The following is a 16314-nucleotide window of genomic DNA, read 5'->3' as shown; positions in this document are numbered from 1 at the left end:
CCGCCGGGCCCGGCCCCCGCGCCGCACGCGGCCCCGGCCGCCCAGGCGGGCCTCCCCGCCCACCCGCTGCCCGGCACTCCCGCCGCGCCCGCGCCTTCCGCCGCCCCCGAGGACGACCTCGCCCAAGCCCGCCGCCGCGAACTGGCCCAGCTCGCCTGGCCGGAGGCCGCCGGGACCACGCCCGAGCAGCGCGAGGCCCTGGAGCTGGCCGTCCGGCACCGGCTTTCGCCCAAGGAGGTCGCCGCCGTCCTCGGCCTCGACCCGGCCGCCGCGCGTGACCTGCTGGCCTCCGCCGCCTGCGAGGTGGAGCGCACCCGCGCGGCCCTCGCCGTCGTCGAGACCGGCACCTGCCCGATCGTCGCCCGCCTCACCGGCGACAACCAGGTCCTGCTCGGCACGGCCCTGCGCCGCGAGCTGGTCCGGCACGTCGACGACTGTCCGCGCTGCCGCCGCACCGCCGAGCGCGCCGGCTCCAGCGCCTGGCCCGGCACCGCCGTCACCCCGGCCGCGCTGCCCGTCATCGCGGCCCCGCGCGCCGCCCTGCACCACGCCATGGCCCATGCCCCGCGCGCGCAGCGCAGGGCCCGCGGCGGCGGCCCCCGCTTCGACCGCCGCGGCTTCCCGATGGATCCCAAGGACCACGCGGCCCGCCGCGAGCGCCTCCGCGCGCGTGCCGTCACGACCACGGTCGTCGCCACCGTCGTCGCGGCCCCCGTACTCGCCCTCTGGGCCGCCTACCGCGGTGCGCCGCTCACCGGCGAGGGCCACGACGGCCGCACCACCGGCGTCACCGAGGCCGACGGCGGCCCCGGCGGCAAGGGCGGCGGGCACGGCCGCGAGGACTACGAGAACGCGGGCAACGCCCGCACCACCCCCGACCCCCGCTTCCGCGGCGGACGCGGCGGGCCGGGTGTCTCCGTAGAGGTCATCAGCCCCGGCGGACCCGCCGCGCCCGGCGCCGGACGGATCGGCGTCCAGGCCCGCTCGCACGGCGGCGTGACGCTCATCACGCTGACCGGAGGGGGCAGTTCACCGGTCCGCTGGTCCGCGAGCACCGGCGCGTCCTGGCTCGTCCTGAGCCAGTCCGCGGGCACGCTGTCGCCCGGCGAGTCGGTCACGATCAGGGTGTACGTGGACGACGACCGCGAGCCGCCGGGTCACTGGAGCGCCCGCGTCTCCATCGCGCCCACCGGAGCGGTCATCTCCCTGGAGGGCTACGGAAGTCCCGGCTCCCCGGGCCGCCCCGACAACCCGGGCCCCCGCCCCACGGCCACCCGCCCCGGCCCGTCGAACCCGGACCCGACCCCCACGCCCGGCAACCCGACCCCCACCCCGACCACCCAGCCCCCGGACCCGACACCGACGGCTCCCACACCGACCCCGTCAGATCCGTCGACCCCAACGCCCACGCCCAGCAATGAGCCAGGTCAGGGCTGAGGCCGACGGGAGGGAAGCGCCCCAAGGGCGCTCAGGCGCAACCACCCGCATCCGCAGGGTGCGGCGCGATCAACGGCAGCTGAGAAGCCAGCCGAGCCTCACAAAGATCGACCAGCTGGTCGTACCCGGCCTTGCCCATGAGCTCGATGAGCTCGGGCCGATACGACACGTACACAGGGTCCCCGGCGCCGTGCGCCGAGGTCGCCGACGTGCACCACCAGTGCAGATCGTGGCCCCCGGGCCCCCAGCCCCGGCGGTCGTACTCCCCGATGGACACCTGAAGGACCTTCGTGTCGTCGGGCCGCTCGATCCACTCGAACGTCCTGCGCACCGGAAGCTGCCAGCACACGTCCGGCTTGGTCTCCAGCGGCTCGCGCCCCTCCTTGAGGGCCAGGATGTGCAGCGAGCAGCCCGCCCCGCCCGCGAAACCGGGCCGGTTCTGGAAGATGCACGAGCCGTTGTACGGCCGCGTCTGGCGCTCGCCGTCGTCGTCCTGGGCGACCCAGCCCGACTCCGTGCCGATGTCGTGGTGCTGCCAGATGTCCGGCGTGAGCCGCGCCACGTAACCCGCGACCCGCTTCTCGTCGTCCTCGTCCGAGAAGTGCGCGCCCAGCGTGCAGCAGCCGTCGTCGGCCCGGCCCGCCTTGATGCCCTGGCAGCCGCTGCCGAAGATGCAGTTCCAGCGGGAGGTGAGCCACGTCAGGTCGCAGCGGAAGACCTGCTCGTCGTCCGCCGGGTCCGGGAACTCCACCCAGGCACGGGCGAAGTCCAGACCCTGCTCGTCCGCGACCGCGGCGCCCTTGCTCGCCTTGGCGAGCGGCTTCCCGGCCTTGCCGGCCTTCCCAGCCTTCTTGACCTTGACGGCCTTCTTGTCGGCCTTTTCGGGCTTGACGGCCTTCTCTGTCTTCTCCGCCTTCGAGGACTTCGATGACTGCGATGCGTCGGGCTGCGATTTGTCGGACTTCGCCTTTTTCGTCTTTGGCACGTCTCCAGGGTATGCGCGCCCGTGTGTCCCCGGAGACCAGCAACGTCCGCCCGGCGGCAGCCGAACGCCGTACGCGCAGTAGCGTTCCTTACATGAGACTCGGTGTCCTCGACGTGGGTTCGAACACGGTGCATCTGCTGGTGGTGGACGCTCACCCCGGCGCGCGACCGCTGCCCGCGCATTCCCACAAGGCCGACCTGCGCCTTGCCCAACTCCTCGACGAAGCGGGTGCCATCGGCCCCGAAGGCGTCGAGTTGCTCGTCGCCACGGTGCGTGACGCGCTGCAGGCCGCGGAGGACAAGGGCGTCGAAGACCTGCTTCCGTTCGCCACCTCCGCGGTGCGCGAGGCGACCAACGCCGACGACGTGCTCGCCCGCGTGCGCGAGGAGACCGGCGTCGACCTGCAGGTCCTCACCGGCGCGGAGGAGGCGCGGCTGACGTTCCTCGCCGTCCGGCGCTGGTTCGGCTGGTCCGCGGGCAAGCTCCTCGTCCTCGACATCGGCGGTGGCTCCCTGGAGGTCGCGTACGGCATCGACGAGGAGCCGGACGCCGCCGCCAGCCTGCCGCTCGGCGCGGGCCGGCTGACGGCGGCCTGGCTGCCCGACGACCGGCCGGATCCCGCCGACGTACGGGCCCTGCGACGGCACGTACGCGCGCAGATCGCCCGGACCGTGGGCGAGTTCACCCGCTTCGGGAGCCCCGACCACGTCGTCGCGACCTCGAAGACCTTCAAGCAGCTCGCCCGGCTCGCGGGGGCCGCGCGGTCCACGGAGGGGCTCTACGTCCAGCGGGAGCTGAAGCGGAAGTCCCTGGAGGACTGGGTGCCGCAGCTCGCCGCCATGACGGCGGCGGAGCGGGCGGAGCTGCCCGGCGTCTCCGAGGGCCGGGCCGGGCAGCTGCTCGCCGGGGCGCTCGTCGCCGAGGGCGCGATGGACCTCTTCGGCGTGGAGTCGGTGGAGATCTGCCCGTGGGCGCTGCGGGAGGGCGTGATCCTGCAGCGGCTGGACCACTTGCCGGCGCGGCTGGGTCTCGGCCCGTCCGGCGATTGAGGACGAGGCTGTTCAGGCCGATACGGGGGTCCAGGGGGCTGAGCCCCCTGGGGCCGTCCCCCGCGGGCCCCGTACCCTGTTTCCCGTGGCAGAACCAGTCGTGCACATCCCGGACGCGAAGGTCGCGCTGTCGACGGCCTCCGTGTACCCGGAGTCGACGGCGACGGCCTTCGAGATAGCGGCGCGCCTCGGGTACGACGGCGTCGAGGTCATGGTGTGGACCGACCCGGTCAGCCAGGACATCGAGGCGCTGCGCCGCCTCAGCGACTACCACCAGATCCCCGTACTGGCCGTACACGCCCCCTGCCTCCTGATCACGCAGCGCGTGTGGTCCACCGACCCCTGGGTCAAGCTGCAGCGCGCCCGCGCGGCCGCCGAGAAGCTGGACGCGTCGACGGTGGTCGTGCACCCCCCGTTCCGCTGGCAGCGCACGTACGCCCGCGACTTCGTCGAGGGCATCTGGCGCATGGCCGACGAGACGGACGTGCGGTTCGCCGTGGAGAACATGTATCCCTGGCGCTACCGCGACCGCGAGATGCTCGCGTACGCCCCCGACTGGGACGTCACCAAGGACGACTACCGCCACTTCACGATCGACCTGTCGCACACCGCGACCTCCCGCGTCGACGCCCTCCAGATGGTCGACCGCATGGGCGATCGCCTCGGCCACGTCCACCTCGCCGACGGCAAGGGCTCCGCGAAGGACGAGCACCTCGTGCCGGGGCGCGGCACGCAGCCCTGCGCCGAGCTGCTCGAACGCCTCGCTGCCACGGGATTCGACGGCCATGTCGTCGTCGAGGTCAACACCCGCCGCGCGATGTCCAGCGCGGAGCGGGAGGCCGACCTGGCCGAGGCCCTGGCGTTCACGCGGCTGCACCTGGCGTCGCCGCTGAAGGTGCCGCGCTCGTGACCGGCCAGGCAGCGGGCTCGACGTCGGGCCAGGCGGACCAAGCCGCAGGCCAGGCGGACCAGGCCCCGGACCAGGCGGACCAGACCCCACCCCCCACCCCGCGCCGCCGCGGCCGTCCCTCCCGTACGCAGTCCGAGCAGGGCCCCGCCATGCGCGAGGTGATCCTGGACGCGGCCCGCGCGCAGTTCTCCGAGCGTGGGTACGAGAAGGCGTCCGTGCGGTCCATCGCCAAGGCCGCGGGCGTGGACTCGGCGCTCGTGCACCACTACTTCGGCACGAAGGAACAGGTCTTCGCGGCCGCCATCGAGGTGGCCTTCGCGCCCGCCCTGGAAGCGCCGACCGCAGTGGCGGAGGGCCCCCTCGACGAGGTCGGCGAGCGCCTGGCCCGCTTCGTCTTCGGCGTCTGGGAGAACCCCGAGACCCGTGCCCCGCTCCTCGCGATCGTCCGCTCCGCCGTCAACAACGAGGCGGCCGCCGCGGTCTTCCGCCGCCTGGTCTCCGCCCAGATCCTGTCCCGCATCGCCGGCCAGCTCGACCTGCCGGACGCCCAGCTGCGGGCCGAGCTGGCCGCGGCGCAGGTCGTGGGCACGGCGATGCTGCGGTACGTCATCCAGGTGGAGCCGCTGGCCTCGGCGGACATGGAACAGATCATCGCGCGGGTGGCGCCGGTCGTGCAGTGGCATCTGACGGGGGAGTGGCCGGACCGGGGCTGAGGCCCTTCCGGCAGCGATCGCAGTCGCAGCCGAGGCCTTCCCGTCGGTGGCCCCCGGCTGAGACGTCCATCCCGTCATCCGGACACCCTGTCCGGATCTTGGATCCCCGGCGTACGCTCGACCTTAGTCACACCTGCCCGGAACATGCCCCGCAGCATGACCCTTGAGGAGCGAGCGACGATGCCCGAGCTGAGGTCCCGCACAGTCACCCACGGCCGCAACATGGCGGGCGCACGCGCCCTTATGCGCGCCTCCGGGGTACCGGGCGCGGACATCGGCCGGAAGCCGATCATCGCCGTGGCCAACTCCTTCACGGAGTTCGTGCCCGGCCACACGCACCTGGCCCCGGTCGGCCGCATCGTGAGCCAGGCCATCCAGGAGGCGGGCGGCATCCCGCGCGAGTTCAACACGATCGCCGTGGACGACGGCATCGCGATGGGCCACGGCGGCATGCTGTACTCGCTGCCCTCCCGCGACCTGATCGCCGACTCCGTCGAGTACATGGTCGAGGCGCACTGCGCGGACGCACTGATCTGCATCTCCAACTGCGACAAGATCACCCCCGGCATGCTGATGGCGGCCCTGCGCCTGAACATCCCGACGGTCTTCGTCTCCGGCGGCCCCATGGAGGCAGGCAAGACCACCCTGGTCGACGGCACGGTGCGAAAACTCGACCTGATCAACGCGATCAGCGACGCGGTCAACGAGAACGTCTCGGACGAGGACATCCTCCGCATCGAGGAGAACGCCTGCCCGACCTGCGGCTCCTGTTCCGGCATGTTCACGGCCAACTCGATGAACTGCCTGACGGAGGCCATCGGCCTCTCCCTCCCCGGCAACGGCTCGGTCCTCGCCACGCACACGGCCCGCAAGGCGCTGTACGAGCGCGCGGGCGCCACGGTCGTCGAGCTGACGAAGCGGTACTACGAAGGGGACGACGCCTCCGTCCTGCCGCGCAACATCGCCACCCACGCCGCCTTCGAGAACGCCATGGCCCTCGACATCGCCATGGGCGGCTCCACGAACACGATCCTGCACCTGCTCGCCGCCGCCCAGGAGGCCGAGGCCGGGTACGACCTGAACGACATCGACGCCGTCTCGCGCCGCGTCCCGTGCCTGGCGAAGGTCGCGCCCAACGTCGCCCCCACGACGACGTACTACATGGAGGACGTGCACCGCGCGGGCGGCATCCCCGCCATCCTCGGCGAGCTCTACCGCGGCGGGCTGCTCAACGAGGACGTGCACACGGTCCACTCCCCGTCCATCAAGGAATGGCTCGACGCCTGGGACGTCCGCAGCGGCTCCGCCTCCGAGGAGGCCGTCGAGCTGTGGCACGCGGCCCCCGGCTGCGTGCGCTCCGCCGAGGCCTTCTCGCAGTCCGAGCGCTGGGACACCCTGGACACGGACGCGGCGAACGGCTGCATCCGCGACGTCGCCCACGCCTACTCCAAGGACGGCGGGCTCGGCGTCCTCAAGGGCAACCTGGCGGTCGACGGCTGTGTCGTGAAGACGGCCGGCGTGGACGAGTCGATCTGGACCTTCGAGGGCCCGGCGGTCGTCTGCGAATCGCAGGAAGAGGCCGTCGAGAAGATCCTCAACAAGAAGGTCGTGGAGGGCGACGTCGTCGTCATCCGCTACGAGGGCCCCAAGGGCGGCCCCGGCATGCAGGAGATGCTCTACCCCACCTCCTTCCTGAAGGGCCGCGGCCTCGGCAAGGCCTGCGCCCTGATCACCGACGGCCGCTTCTCCGGCGGCACCTCGGGCCTGTCCATCGGCCACGCCTCCCCGGAGGCCGCGTCCGGCGGCACCATCGCCCTCGTCGAGAACGGCGACCGCATCCGCATCGACATCCCCAACCGCACCATCGACCTCCTCGTCGACGACGCCGAACTGGACCGCCGCCGCGAGGCCCTGGGCGGCGTGTACGCCCCCAAGTCCCGCGAACGGAAGGTCTCGCAGGCGCTGCGCGCGTACGCGGCGATGGCGACGAGCGCGGACAAGGGCGCGGTGCGGGACGTGTCGAAGCTGGGCTGACGCCTTCGGCCGAGCTCCGGCAGGCTCCCCTACGAGCCAGGGAGACTGTCCTATTTTGTCCTGCAACTGGCTTGATGCGCGGGCGCGTCTATGGTGTGGAGTACATGCCACGGGCGGCCCGCGCCGCCCGTTTCACGGGGGAAACGGGGTAGCAGGATGAGCAGTGAGGAACTGACGGTTGCGGATGGGGCGGAAGTGACCGCCGAGGCCACCGCGGTCGCTGAGGCCGCCGCGGCCGCGACCTACGCCGTCGTCGCCGACGTCAACGTACGCTCCGGACCCGGCACTTCGTACGGCAAGGTCGGCCGCCTGCGCGCCGGCAGCCGCGTGTCGATCGCCTGCCAGCGGCCCGGCGAGACGGTCACGGGGCCGACGGGCACGTCGAAGATCTGGGACCGGATCGGCAGCGGCCGGTATGTGTCCGACACGTATGTGAAGACGGGGAGCAACGGGTACGTGGCGCCGCGCTGCTGACCCGGTAGGCCCAGGCCAGCCCAGCTCAACTCAACTCAGCCCAGCTCACGAAGCCGCCGAGCCCGGATTCACCCGGACTTCGGCGGCTTCGCCGTGTCGAAGGCGTACAGCAGGTTGTTCTCGCCGGACACGATCGCCGCGCGCCCCACGAACGTCACGCGCGGGATCGGGCGCAGCTCGGCGCTGCCGTCGACCTTCGGGTCGGTCGACCACAGCCGCTTGCCGTCGCGCGGCGCGAGCGCGGCGACCTTGCCCCCGGCCGAGCCGAAGTACAGCGCCCCCGGCCCCGCGGCGGGACCGGCCGCACCCTCCACGCCCGTGTGCCGGGCCCACCGGAGCTTGCCGGAGGTGGCGTCGACGGCGCTGGCCCGACCGCTCTGCTCGGTGAAGTACACGGTCCCGTCGACGAGCCGCGGCACTCCGCCGTACGTCCGCGGCAGCTTGGTCGTCGCCACCTTGCCGCCCCGCGCGTCGAGCCGGATCACCGCGTCGTACTCGACGACACCGATCTCGCCCACCCGCTGCCGCGCCAGGACGAGCCGCCCCCGGTCCGCGCCCAGCGGCTCCACAGGACCGTCGAGGCCGAAGGACCGACCCGGCCTGCCCGAGCCGAGATCGACGCCGCGCACCGTCACCCGCCGCACCTCACCCGCCTGCACCTGCGCCTTCGGCGCGCACAGCAGATACGCCCGGCCACCCGCGCCGACCGGCGCGCACTGCTCGCCCGCGGGGACCGGGACCGTCCACAGCTTCCTGCCCGAACGCGCGTCACGGCCCTCGGCACGGGTGCCGGTCACGTCGACGGTCAGGACGGTGGAGCCGGTCACCACGGCTTCGGCGGCGCCGGGGCCCGCGACGGCCGCGGAATGGGCGCCGAACGGCGCGGACCACAGCTCCTTGCCGCGCTCGCCGTCCAGGGCGACGACTTCGTCGGGGAGCCCGGAGCCCTCGGCGGCGATGCGGTAGCCGATGACGGTGCGGTCGGGATTCTTGGGGTTCCTGGGGTTCTTGCCGGGGGTGGCGTCGGGCTGCTTGCCGTCACCGTGGCCGCCCGCGGTCGCAAGTCCCGCGAGGTACATGTCCTGGACCGGGATGCCCGGCCCGGCCGCCGTCCACAGCCGCTTGCCGTCCGAGGCCCGGACGCGGGTGGCGACCACACCGCCGCCCCCGCAGTACACCGAGTCGCCGCCCGGCAGACAGCGCACCTCTTCGGGGATCTTCGCCTTGCCCGCGGGCACGTCCTGCCGCCACGGCCGGAAACCGCCCGGGAGCGCCGCCTCACCGGTCGCGGCCACATTGCGGCCCTTGCCGTCCGGCTCGTCCGAGGTGCCGTCGGAGCCCGCGTTCAGCAGCGCGACCCCGGTGGCGAGGACGGCGATGACAGCGGCGGCGGCGAGGGCGGGGCGCCATCGGCGGCGTCGGGGGCCGGGGGCTGCCGAGGCCCCGGCACCGTCGCTTCCGGAGGCACCGCCCGTTCCGGCCCCGGTGTCCCGCCGCAGATGATGCTCGGTCGCGACATCGCGCGTACGCCCCCCACCCGCGACGACCTCCAGCTCCGCCGGCAGATCCCGCAGCAGCACCAGGAGCTCGTCGACCGACGGCCGGGCCGCCGGGTCCTTGGTGAGGCACGGTTCGACGGCCGCGCGCAGCGCCGGTGGTACGAGGTCGAGGGCGGGCGGCTCGTGCACGACCTGGTAGGCGGTCATATAGGGGGAGTCCGCGTCGAAGGGCCCCTGCCCCGTCGCCGCGTACACCAGCAACGTACCGAGCGAGAAGACGTCGGAGGACGGCCCGACCCCGCGCGGGTTCTGCAACTGCTCCGGCGACATGAAGGGCGGCGTACCGATGACGCGCCCCGTCATCGTCAGCGTCTGCTGGTCGGCCGCGCGCGAGATGCCGAAGTCGATGACGCGCGGCCCCTCGGCCGAGAGCACCACGTTGGACGGCTTCAGGTCACGGTGCACGACGTCGGCGCGGTGGATGTCGCGCAGCGCCTCCGCGAGCCCGATCGCCAGCGAGCGCAGTTCGGCGCCGCCTGTCGGCCCGCGCCTGGCGATGCGCTGCGCGAGGGTCGGGCCCTCTATGTACGTCGTGGCCATCCACGGGTGCGGCCCCTCGGGGTCCGCGTCGACGACGGCGGCGGTGAACGCGCCGCTGACCCGGCGCGCGGCGGCGACCTCCTGGCGGAAGCGGGTGCGGAACTCGTCGTCGTCGGCGAACTGCTGGTGGATCAGCTTGATCGCGACCGGTCGCCCCGACGCCGTACGTCCGAGGAACACGGTGCCCATGCCGCCCGAGCCCAGGCGGGCCTCCAGCGGATAGCCACCGATCTCCTCAGGGTCCCCTGAGCGGAGCGACACTTTCGACCTCCCGTCCGGGGTGTCCCTCGTACATCTGTCTGCTTGCCCCCCCCAAGCTAGCGTGGGCTGGCCCCTGGGCCTTAGGCGGCTCGCCTCCCTATGGGGCTTCGCCCCTTTCCCCCTCATTGCCGCTTCGCGGCTCGTCCTCAAGCGCCGGACGGGCTTTGACTCCCCCTCGGGCCATAATCGATGCGTGAGTGATGAATCGCGTGCCGCGCAGCCTGCCCCGGAGTCCCCTGCCGGGCCCCAGCCCGAGCCCCTTCGTTTCTTCGGGGCCAGCTGGGTCGGGCACACGGACCGGTACGGGCTGCGGCGCGTCGGTGTCGCGGTCGGGTCGCTCGTCGCCGCTGTCGCGGGCTGTCTCGTGCTGCGGTTCGCGTATCAGGGGCTTGAGATCGCGGACGTGGGCTCGTTCGTGAACGTACTCGTCGTGATCATGTTCGCGATCTGCAGCGCGGTCGCGTTCCGGCGTACGTGGGAGGGGTTCGGCAAGCGCCACGACCCGCAGTCGGTGGCGTCGATGCGCAGCCTCATGATGATCGGCTTCATCGGCTCCCTCCTCGCGTACTTCTTCCGCTCCCTCAAGGAGGCCCCCGGCGAGAAGCTGCACCGGGAGGAGTACGAGACGGCGCGCGAGCAGTACGCGAAGCGGACCTCGCGGCGGGCGGGCAACCCGTCCAAGCGCAAGCGCCGGAAGTAGGGCGCGGGGCCCGTGCGCCCTGCCTGAACCTGCCACCACCCTCGCCCCGAAGCGCGAGCATGACGGGATGTCGACGACACCCACGACACCTACTCCCGCCGAGTCCGCCGAGTCCGCCGAGTCGGCCGAGCCCTCCGAGCCCTCAGAACCCTCAGAACCCTCAGAACCCGAACACCCCAACCGCTCGCCCGAGTTCGCCCTCTCCTTCGACTCCGTGGCGGCCCAGTACGCGACCTCCCGCCCCGGATACCCGCCCCAACTGTTCGCCGAGGTCGAGGAGTTGGCGGGCCGCCCGCTGGCCGGTGCCACCGCCGTCGACGTGGGCGCGGGCACCGGAATCGCCACCCGCCTCCTGCGGGACCGCGGCGCCCACGTCATCGCGGTCGAGCCGGGACCGGGCATGGGCGCCCAACTGCGCGCGGCCCTGCCCGACACCCCGCTCGTGCGGGCGGTGGGGGACGCGCTACCGCTGGCCGCCGCGTCGGCCGACTTCGTCACGTACGCCCAGGCCTTCCACTGGACGGACCCGGCCCGCTCGGTCCCCGAAGCGCTGCGCGTACTGCGCCCCGGCGGCGCCCTCGCCCTGTGGTGGAACTTCCCCGACCCGGACGTGCCCTGGGCCGCCGCCCAGGAGGCCCGCCTGAAGTCCCGGCTGCCCGGCTACCACGCCCACGGCGGCCCCGCCGTGGCCGCGCACACCGTCGAAGCCGTGGCCCCGGGCCTCTCCCCGCTCCACCGCTGCCTGCGCTGGACACGCCGGATCCCGCTGGACGTCCACCTGGCCCACCTCGGCAGCCGCTCGTACTTCGCGCAGCTCGGCCCGGAGCGCGCCGCCCCCGTCCTCGCGGACGAGCGCGACCACCTGCGCGCCGTGTTCCCCGACGGGGTCGTGGAGGAGGCGTACGCGTTGGACGTGACGGTCGTACGCAGCCCGGGGCGCACGCGCCAGCGGCCGACCGCACGCGCGGGCGACCGCATGCCCTGAACCCACCCGGACCCCCGCCCGCACTCCGGCCCCAGCGCCCCCGCGCCCCGCGTCAGCCCCCGACGCGGGGCGCAACGCTGCCCGGACCCACCCCGCTGCCCCCTTGACGAAGACCCCTCCCCGCGCCGCATAATCATCACATGATGAATATTGCATCCCCGCCCCAAACCCAGGCGGCCTCAGCCGCGACCACCACCCCCGCGATCCGCGCCGAATCCCTCACCGTCGAGCGCGGCCCGCGCACCGTCCTGCGCGGCCTCACGTTCGCCGTCCCCCGGGGCCAGATCACCGGCCTCCTGGGCCCCTCGGGCTGCGGCAAGTCCACGCTGATGCGCTCCGTGGTCGGCACCCAGGCCAAGGTCACCGGCACCCTGGACGTCCTGGACCACCCGGCGGGCACCCCGGCCCTGCGCTCCCGCATCGGCTATGTCACGCAGGACCCGTCGGTGTACGACGACCTGACGGTCCGGCAGAACCTGGAGTACTTCGCGGCGGTCCTGGCCCCCGGCCGCGGCACCGCGGCCGCCCGCCGCCACGAGGACGTCACCCGCGCCATCGCCGACGTGGACCTCACCGCCCACGCCGACGCCCTCGCGGGCAACCTCTCCGGCGGCCAGCGCAGCCGCGTCTCCCTCGCGGTGGCCCTCCTCGGCACCCCCGAACTCCTCGTGCTCGACGAGCCCACGGTCGGCCTGGACCCCGTACTCCGCCGGGACCTGTGGAACCTCTTCCACGCCATCGCCGCCGACCGCGGCACCACGATCCTGGTGTCGTCGCACGTCATGGACGAGGCGGAGCGCTGCCACCGCCTGCTCCTCATGCGCGAGGGCGAGATCCTCGCCGACGACACCCCCGACGCCCTGCGCACCCGCACCGCCTCGGAAACGGTCGAGGCGGCCTTCCTCCACCTGGTGGACGAGGCCAACGCCCGCTGACGCCGTGCCCCTCCCAACCCCACAATCCCTGGAGCAGACAGCCATGAACCTCCACCGAACCCTCGCCACCGCGGCTCGAGTCCTGCGGCAGCTCCGCCACGACCCCCGCTCCATCGCGCTGATGATCCTGGTCCCGTGCGTGATGCTCCTGCTCCTGCGCTACGTCTTCGACGGCAGCCCGCAGACCTTCGACTCCATCGGCGCGTCGCTCCTCGGCATCTTCCCGCTGATCACGATGTTCCTGGTGACGTCCATCGCCACCCTCCGCGAACGCACGTCCGGAACGCTGGAGCGCCTCCTCGCCATGCCCCTGGCCAAGGGCGACCTCATCGCGGGCTACGCCCTCGCGTTCGGCGCCCTGGCGGTGGTCCAGTCGGTACTCGCCACGGGCCTCGCCGTGTGGGCCCTCGGCCTGGACGTGACCGGCTCGGCCTGGCTGCTGCTCCTGGTCGCGCTCCTGGACGCGCTGCTCGGCACGGCGCTCGGCCTGTTCGTCTCGGCGTTCGCCGCGTCCGAGTTCCAGGCGGTCCAGTTCATGCCGGCCGTGATCTTCCCGCAGCTGGTCCTCTGCGGCCTGTTCACGCCCCGCGACAAGATGCAGCCGGTCCTGGAGGCGATCTCCAACGTCCTCCCCATGTCGTACGCCGTCGACGGCATGAACGAAGTCCTGCGGCACCCCGACGTCACCGGCGACTTCGTCCGCGACGCGGCGATCGTGGCGGCTTGCGCCGTCCTGGTGCTTGCCCTGGGCGCGGCGACCCTCCGCCGCCGCACGGCCTGACGCCGCCCCGGTGCGAGGATGACCGCGAACGCCGCACCCGGGAGGCCGCCATGACCAAGCAGACCAAGCCGAACAAGCAGTCCAAGCAGACCAAGCCGAACACCCAGAAGGTCGCCGTCCTCGGCACAGGAAAGATCGGCGAAGCGCTGCTCAGCGGCATGATCCGCAGCGGCTGGGCCCCCGCGGACCTGCTCGTCACGGCCCGCCGCCAGGAACGAGCCGACGAACTGCGCACCCGCTACGGCGTGGAGGCCCTCACCAACCCCGAGGCCGCCAAGCGCGCGGACACCCTCATCCTGGCCTGCAAGCCCCAGGACATGGCCACACTCCTGGCGGAGCTGGCTCCGTACGTCACCACCGACACCGTCGTCATCAGCGCGGCCGCAGGCATCACCACCGCCTTCATCGAGGAACGCCTGGCGGACGCCACCCCCGTCATCCGCGTCATGCCGAACACCCCCGTCCTGGTGGACGAGGGCATGTCCGTCATCTCCGCGGGCAGCCACGCCACCGCCGCCGACCTGGCCCACGCGGAGGACATCTTCGGCGCGGTCGGCAAGACCCTGCGCGTACCCGAGACCCAGCAGGACGCCTGCACGGCCCTCTCCGGCTCGGGCCCCGCGTACTTCTACTTCCTCGTCGAAGCCATGACCGACGCCGGCATCCTCCTGGGCCTCCCGCGCGACAAGGCCCACGACCTCATCGTCCAGGCAGCCATCGGCGCCGCGGTCATGCTCCGCGACAGCGGCGAACACCCGGTAAAACTCCGCGAGAACGTGACCTCCCCCGCCGGCACCACCATCAACGCGATCCGAGAACTCGAAAACCACGGAGTCCGAGCGGCCCTCATCGCAGCCCTGGAAGCAGCCCGAGACCGAAGCCGAGAACTGGCCTCAGGCAACAACACCTGAGACCCACCCTGGTCCCCTCCAGCCCGCCCCGGCTCCGTCTCGGCCCGTCCGGCGCTGGAGCCTTCCAGCCCGTCCGGCGTTCGAGGACGAGGCGCGGAGCGCCGACCGGCGGGGCCTGTCCCACCCGGAACCCCCATCCCGCCCCGGCACTCCTCAGCCCGTCCGGCGTTTAAGGACGAGGCGCGGAGCGCCGATCGGCGGGGGTCTGTCCCACCCACCCCGGACCTTCACCCCGCCCCGGCTCTTTTCAGCCCGTCCGGCGTTTGAGGACGAGGCCGTTCAGGCCGATACGGGGGTCCGGGGGCGGAGCCCCCGGTTTCGGGAAGGGGCGGGATTGGGGAAAGCCCCGCAGGGCCCCCAGCCCCACCCCCCCCCGACACCTACCGCGCCCCACTCACCCCCACGACCTCAGGCACAGCCGCCACATCCGCCACAGCCGGCAGCAGCCCAATCGCCCGATAGGCAGCATCAACAGTGGGCCGAGCCATACCCCGAGCCCGCTCAGCCCCACCCCGCAAAACCCCCTCCACATACCCCGAATCCGCAACAAGCGCCTTGTGCCGCTCCCGAACAGGCCGCAAAAGCTCCACCACGGCCTCGGCGACGTCCTTCTTCAACGCCCCGTACGACTCGTACGCACCGCTCAACCCCTCCGGGCTCCCACCCTCACAAGCGGCAAGAATCTCCAGCAGATTCGAGACCCCGGGCCGGCCCTCACGGTCGAAGACGACCTCACTCCCGCTGTCGGTCACAGCCCGCATGATCTTCTTCCGCACCACATCCGCGTCATCCAGCAGATAGACGATCCCGGCCCCCGACTCATGGGACTTCCCCATCTTGGAAGTCGGATCCTGCAGATCCATGACCCGCGCGCCCACCTCGGGCCGCGTGGCCCGCGGCACCACGAAGGTGTGCCCGTACCGCTGGTTGAACCGCACGGCCAGATCCCGAGTCAGCTCGACGTGCTGAGTCTGGTCGTCCCCGACGGGCACCTCATCGGCGCCATAGGCCAGGATGTCGGCCGCCATCAGCACGGGATACGTGAGCAGAGACAGCCGCACGCTCCCGCCCCGAGCCTGCTCGACGACGGACTTCTCCTTGTACTGGATCATCCGCCGCATCTCCCCGTCGGAAGCCACGCACTCGAGCAGATAGGACAGCCGAGCGTGCTCATCCACATGACTCTGTACGAACAGGACGCTCCGCTCGGGATCGATCCCCGCGGCGAGCAGCAGCGTCGCCGCCTGCCTACTGAGCCGGCGCACGCGAGCCGGATCGTGGTCCACGGTCAGCGCGTGCAGATCCACGACGCTGAACACCGACTCGGCCCGGTACTGATCGACCTCTGCCCAGCCCCGGATGGCCCCCAGGTAGTTCCCGAGCGTCAGGTGCCCGGTGGGCTTGATCCCGCTGAAGATCCGCGTCATCTCTTGTCTCCACTTCCGGAACGGGGCCGCCGACCCGGCGACCGGGTTCAGGACCTCCGGAGGGAGATACGCGAACGGCCGCCGAAGCGGCGGCCGTTGATCGCATGCGTCAGCGCGGCCGCCGTCAGGCGGCCCACCACTGCTGGGTGCGCGCATGCGTAGTCATGGCCCCACAGTAGCGCCCCGACCCCCGAAGTTGACACGCCCTGGACCGGAACGTAGTGTTCTCCGAGTTGCCCGACGTGAGCTCCGACCTCTGGTCGGTCCCCGGGCGGCCATCTCGTAAGACCATTCAAACGATCGATGCACAGCCTCTTCGTATCCACGAAGGACTGCTTTCGGCTCGTTTTCATGCGCTTTTGCGAAATGAGGAGTCCGCGTTCGAAGGAACGCCCCCGATTAGGTCGGGAGCCGAGATTCCGCTAAAGTCTCACTCGTCGGAAGGGCCCAACAGCCCGGAAGACACCCCCGGTTGACTGGGAATCAGGCCCGAAAGGATCTGGTAGAGTCGACACCGCCGGAAGGCCGAAAGGCCGGAAAGCACCGAGGAAGTCGGAACGGACCGGGAAGCCGGAAAGAGTCTGATAGAGTCGGAAACGCAAGAACAAAAGAA

The 16314-nt window shown here is 72.2% G+C and carries 14 protein-coding genes; 11 read left to right on the top strand and 3 right to left on the bottom strand.

Translation table 11 applies throughout. The annotated features are described in order from the left end of the window. Window positions 1-1437, top strand: a 1437-nt coding sequence (locus tag IEY91_RS41330; protein ID WP_229697751.1) for a BACON domain-containing protein, incomplete at its 5' end; no start/stop codon positions are given. A gap of 31 nt (window positions 1438-1468) precedes the next feature. Here the strand turns inward: IEY91_RS41330 and IEY91_RS41325 are convergent. Next, window positions 1469-2422: a DUF3109 family protein gene (locus IEY91_RS41325; RefSeq protein WP_189177896.1), complete on the bottom strand. Its 954-nt coding sequence runs from the start codon at window positions 2420-2422 to the stop codon at window positions 1469-1471. A 92-nt stretch (window positions 2423-2514) separates the two neighbouring features. Here IEY91_RS41325 and IEY91_RS41320 point away from each other — a divergent pair, with 92 nt between their 5' ends. The 5 genes from IEY91_RS41320 (at window position 2515) to IEY91_RS41300 (ending at window position 7602) form a co-directional block, all read left to right on the top strand. Further along, complete coding sequence (locus IEY91_RS41320; protein ID WP_164322154.1) at window positions 2515-3471, top strand: Ppx/GppA family phosphatase; 957 nt, start codon at window positions 2515-2517, stop codon at window positions 3469-3471. Window positions 3472-3556: 85 nt separating this feature from the next. Further along, the gene (locus IEY91_RS41315; RefSeq protein ID WP_164322152.1) at window positions 3557-4381 is read left to right on the top strand and encodes a sugar phosphate isomerase/epimerase family protein; all 825 of its coding nucleotides are present in this window, start codon (window positions 3557-3559) and stop codon (window positions 4379-4381) included. Beyond that, window positions 4378-5094 carry a TetR/AcrR family transcriptional regulator gene (locus IEY91_RS41310; protein ID WP_229697750.1) on the top strand — a complete coding sequence of 239 codons (717 nt, stop codon included), beginning with the start codon at window positions 4378-4380 and terminating at the stop codon, window positions 5092-5094. Before IEY91_RS41315 ends, IEY91_RS41310 begins: the two co-directional genes overlap by 4 nt. Window positions 5095-5274: 180 nt before the next feature. After that, the gene (gene ilvD, locus IEY91_RS41305) at window positions 5275-7128 is read left to right on the top strand and encodes a dihydroxy-acid dehydratase (protein ID WP_189177895.1); all 1854 of its coding nucleotides are present in this window, start codon (window positions 5275-5277) and stop codon (window positions 7126-7128) included. 156 nt (window positions 7129-7284) lie between these two features. Next, complete coding sequence (locus IEY91_RS41300) at window positions 7285-7602, top strand: SH3 domain-containing protein (protein ID WP_164322148.1); 318 nt, start codon at window positions 7285-7287, stop codon at window positions 7600-7602. A gap of 68 nt (window positions 7603-7670) precedes the next feature. Here the strand turns inward: IEY91_RS41300 and IEY91_RS41295 are convergent, their stop codons facing one another. Further along, window positions 7671-9962, bottom strand: a complete 2292-nt coding sequence (locus IEY91_RS41295) for a serine/threonine-protein kinase (RefSeq protein WP_189177894.1) — start codon at window positions 9960-9962, stop codon at window positions 7671-7673. 193 nt (window positions 9963-10155) lie between these two features. Between IEY91_RS41295 and IEY91_RS41290 the strand changes: the two genes are divergently transcribed. The 5 genes from IEY91_RS41290 to proC all read left to right on the top strand — a co-directional run bounded on the left by IEY91_RS41290 (window position 10156) and on the right by proC (window position 14274). Beyond that, window positions 10156-10662 carry an EamA/RhaT family transporter gene (locus IEY91_RS41290; protein WP_189177893.1) on the top strand — a complete coding sequence of 169 codons (507 nt, stop codon included), beginning with the start codon at window positions 10156-10158 and terminating at the stop codon, window positions 10660-10662. 67 nt (window positions 10663-10729) lie between these two features. Then, window positions 10730-11647 carry a class I SAM-dependent methyltransferase gene (locus IEY91_RS41285; RefSeq protein ID WP_189177892.1) on the top strand — a complete coding sequence of 306 codons (918 nt, stop codon included), beginning with the start codon at window positions 10730-10732 and terminating at the stop codon, window positions 11645-11647. A gap of 140 nt (window positions 11648-11787) precedes the next feature. After that, entirely contained in the window at window positions 11788-12582 is a 795-nt protein-coding gene (locus IEY91_RS41280; protein ID WP_164322140.1) for an ABC transporter ATP-binding protein, read from the top strand. A gap of 43 nt (window positions 12583-12625) precedes the next feature. Continuing rightward, window positions 12626-13363 (top strand): ABC transporter permease, encoded by a 738-nt coding sequence (locus IEY91_RS41275; RefSeq protein WP_164322138.1) that lies wholly within the window; start codon window positions 12626-12628, stop codon window positions 13361-13363. Between the two features lie 50 nt (window positions 13364-13413). Next, window positions 13414-14274 carry a pyrroline-5-carboxylate reductase gene (gene proC / locus IEY91_RS41270; protein ID WP_189177891.1) on the top strand — a complete coding sequence of 287 codons (861 nt, stop codon included), beginning with the start codon at window positions 13414-13416 and terminating at the stop codon, window positions 14272-14274. A gap of 380 nt (window positions 14275-14654) precedes the next feature. Here proC and trpS read toward each other — a convergent pair whose 3' ends face one another. After that, window positions 14655-15701 carry a tryptophan--tRNA ligase gene (gene trpS / locus IEY91_RS41265; protein WP_189177890.1) on the bottom strand — a complete coding sequence of 349 codons (1047 nt, stop codon included), beginning with the start codon at window positions 15699-15701 and terminating at the stop codon, window positions 14655-14657. Window positions 15702-16314: the final 613 nt, after the last annotated feature.

It is taken from the genome of Streptomyces lasiicapitis (assembly GCF_014646335.1).
GTDB lineage: Bacteria > Actinomycetota > Actinomycetes > Streptomycetales > Streptomycetaceae > Streptomyces > Streptomyces lasiicapitis.
The sequence above is the reverse complement of the archived record's forward strand: the minus strand, read 5'-3'. Positions and strand labels throughout refer to the sequence as shown.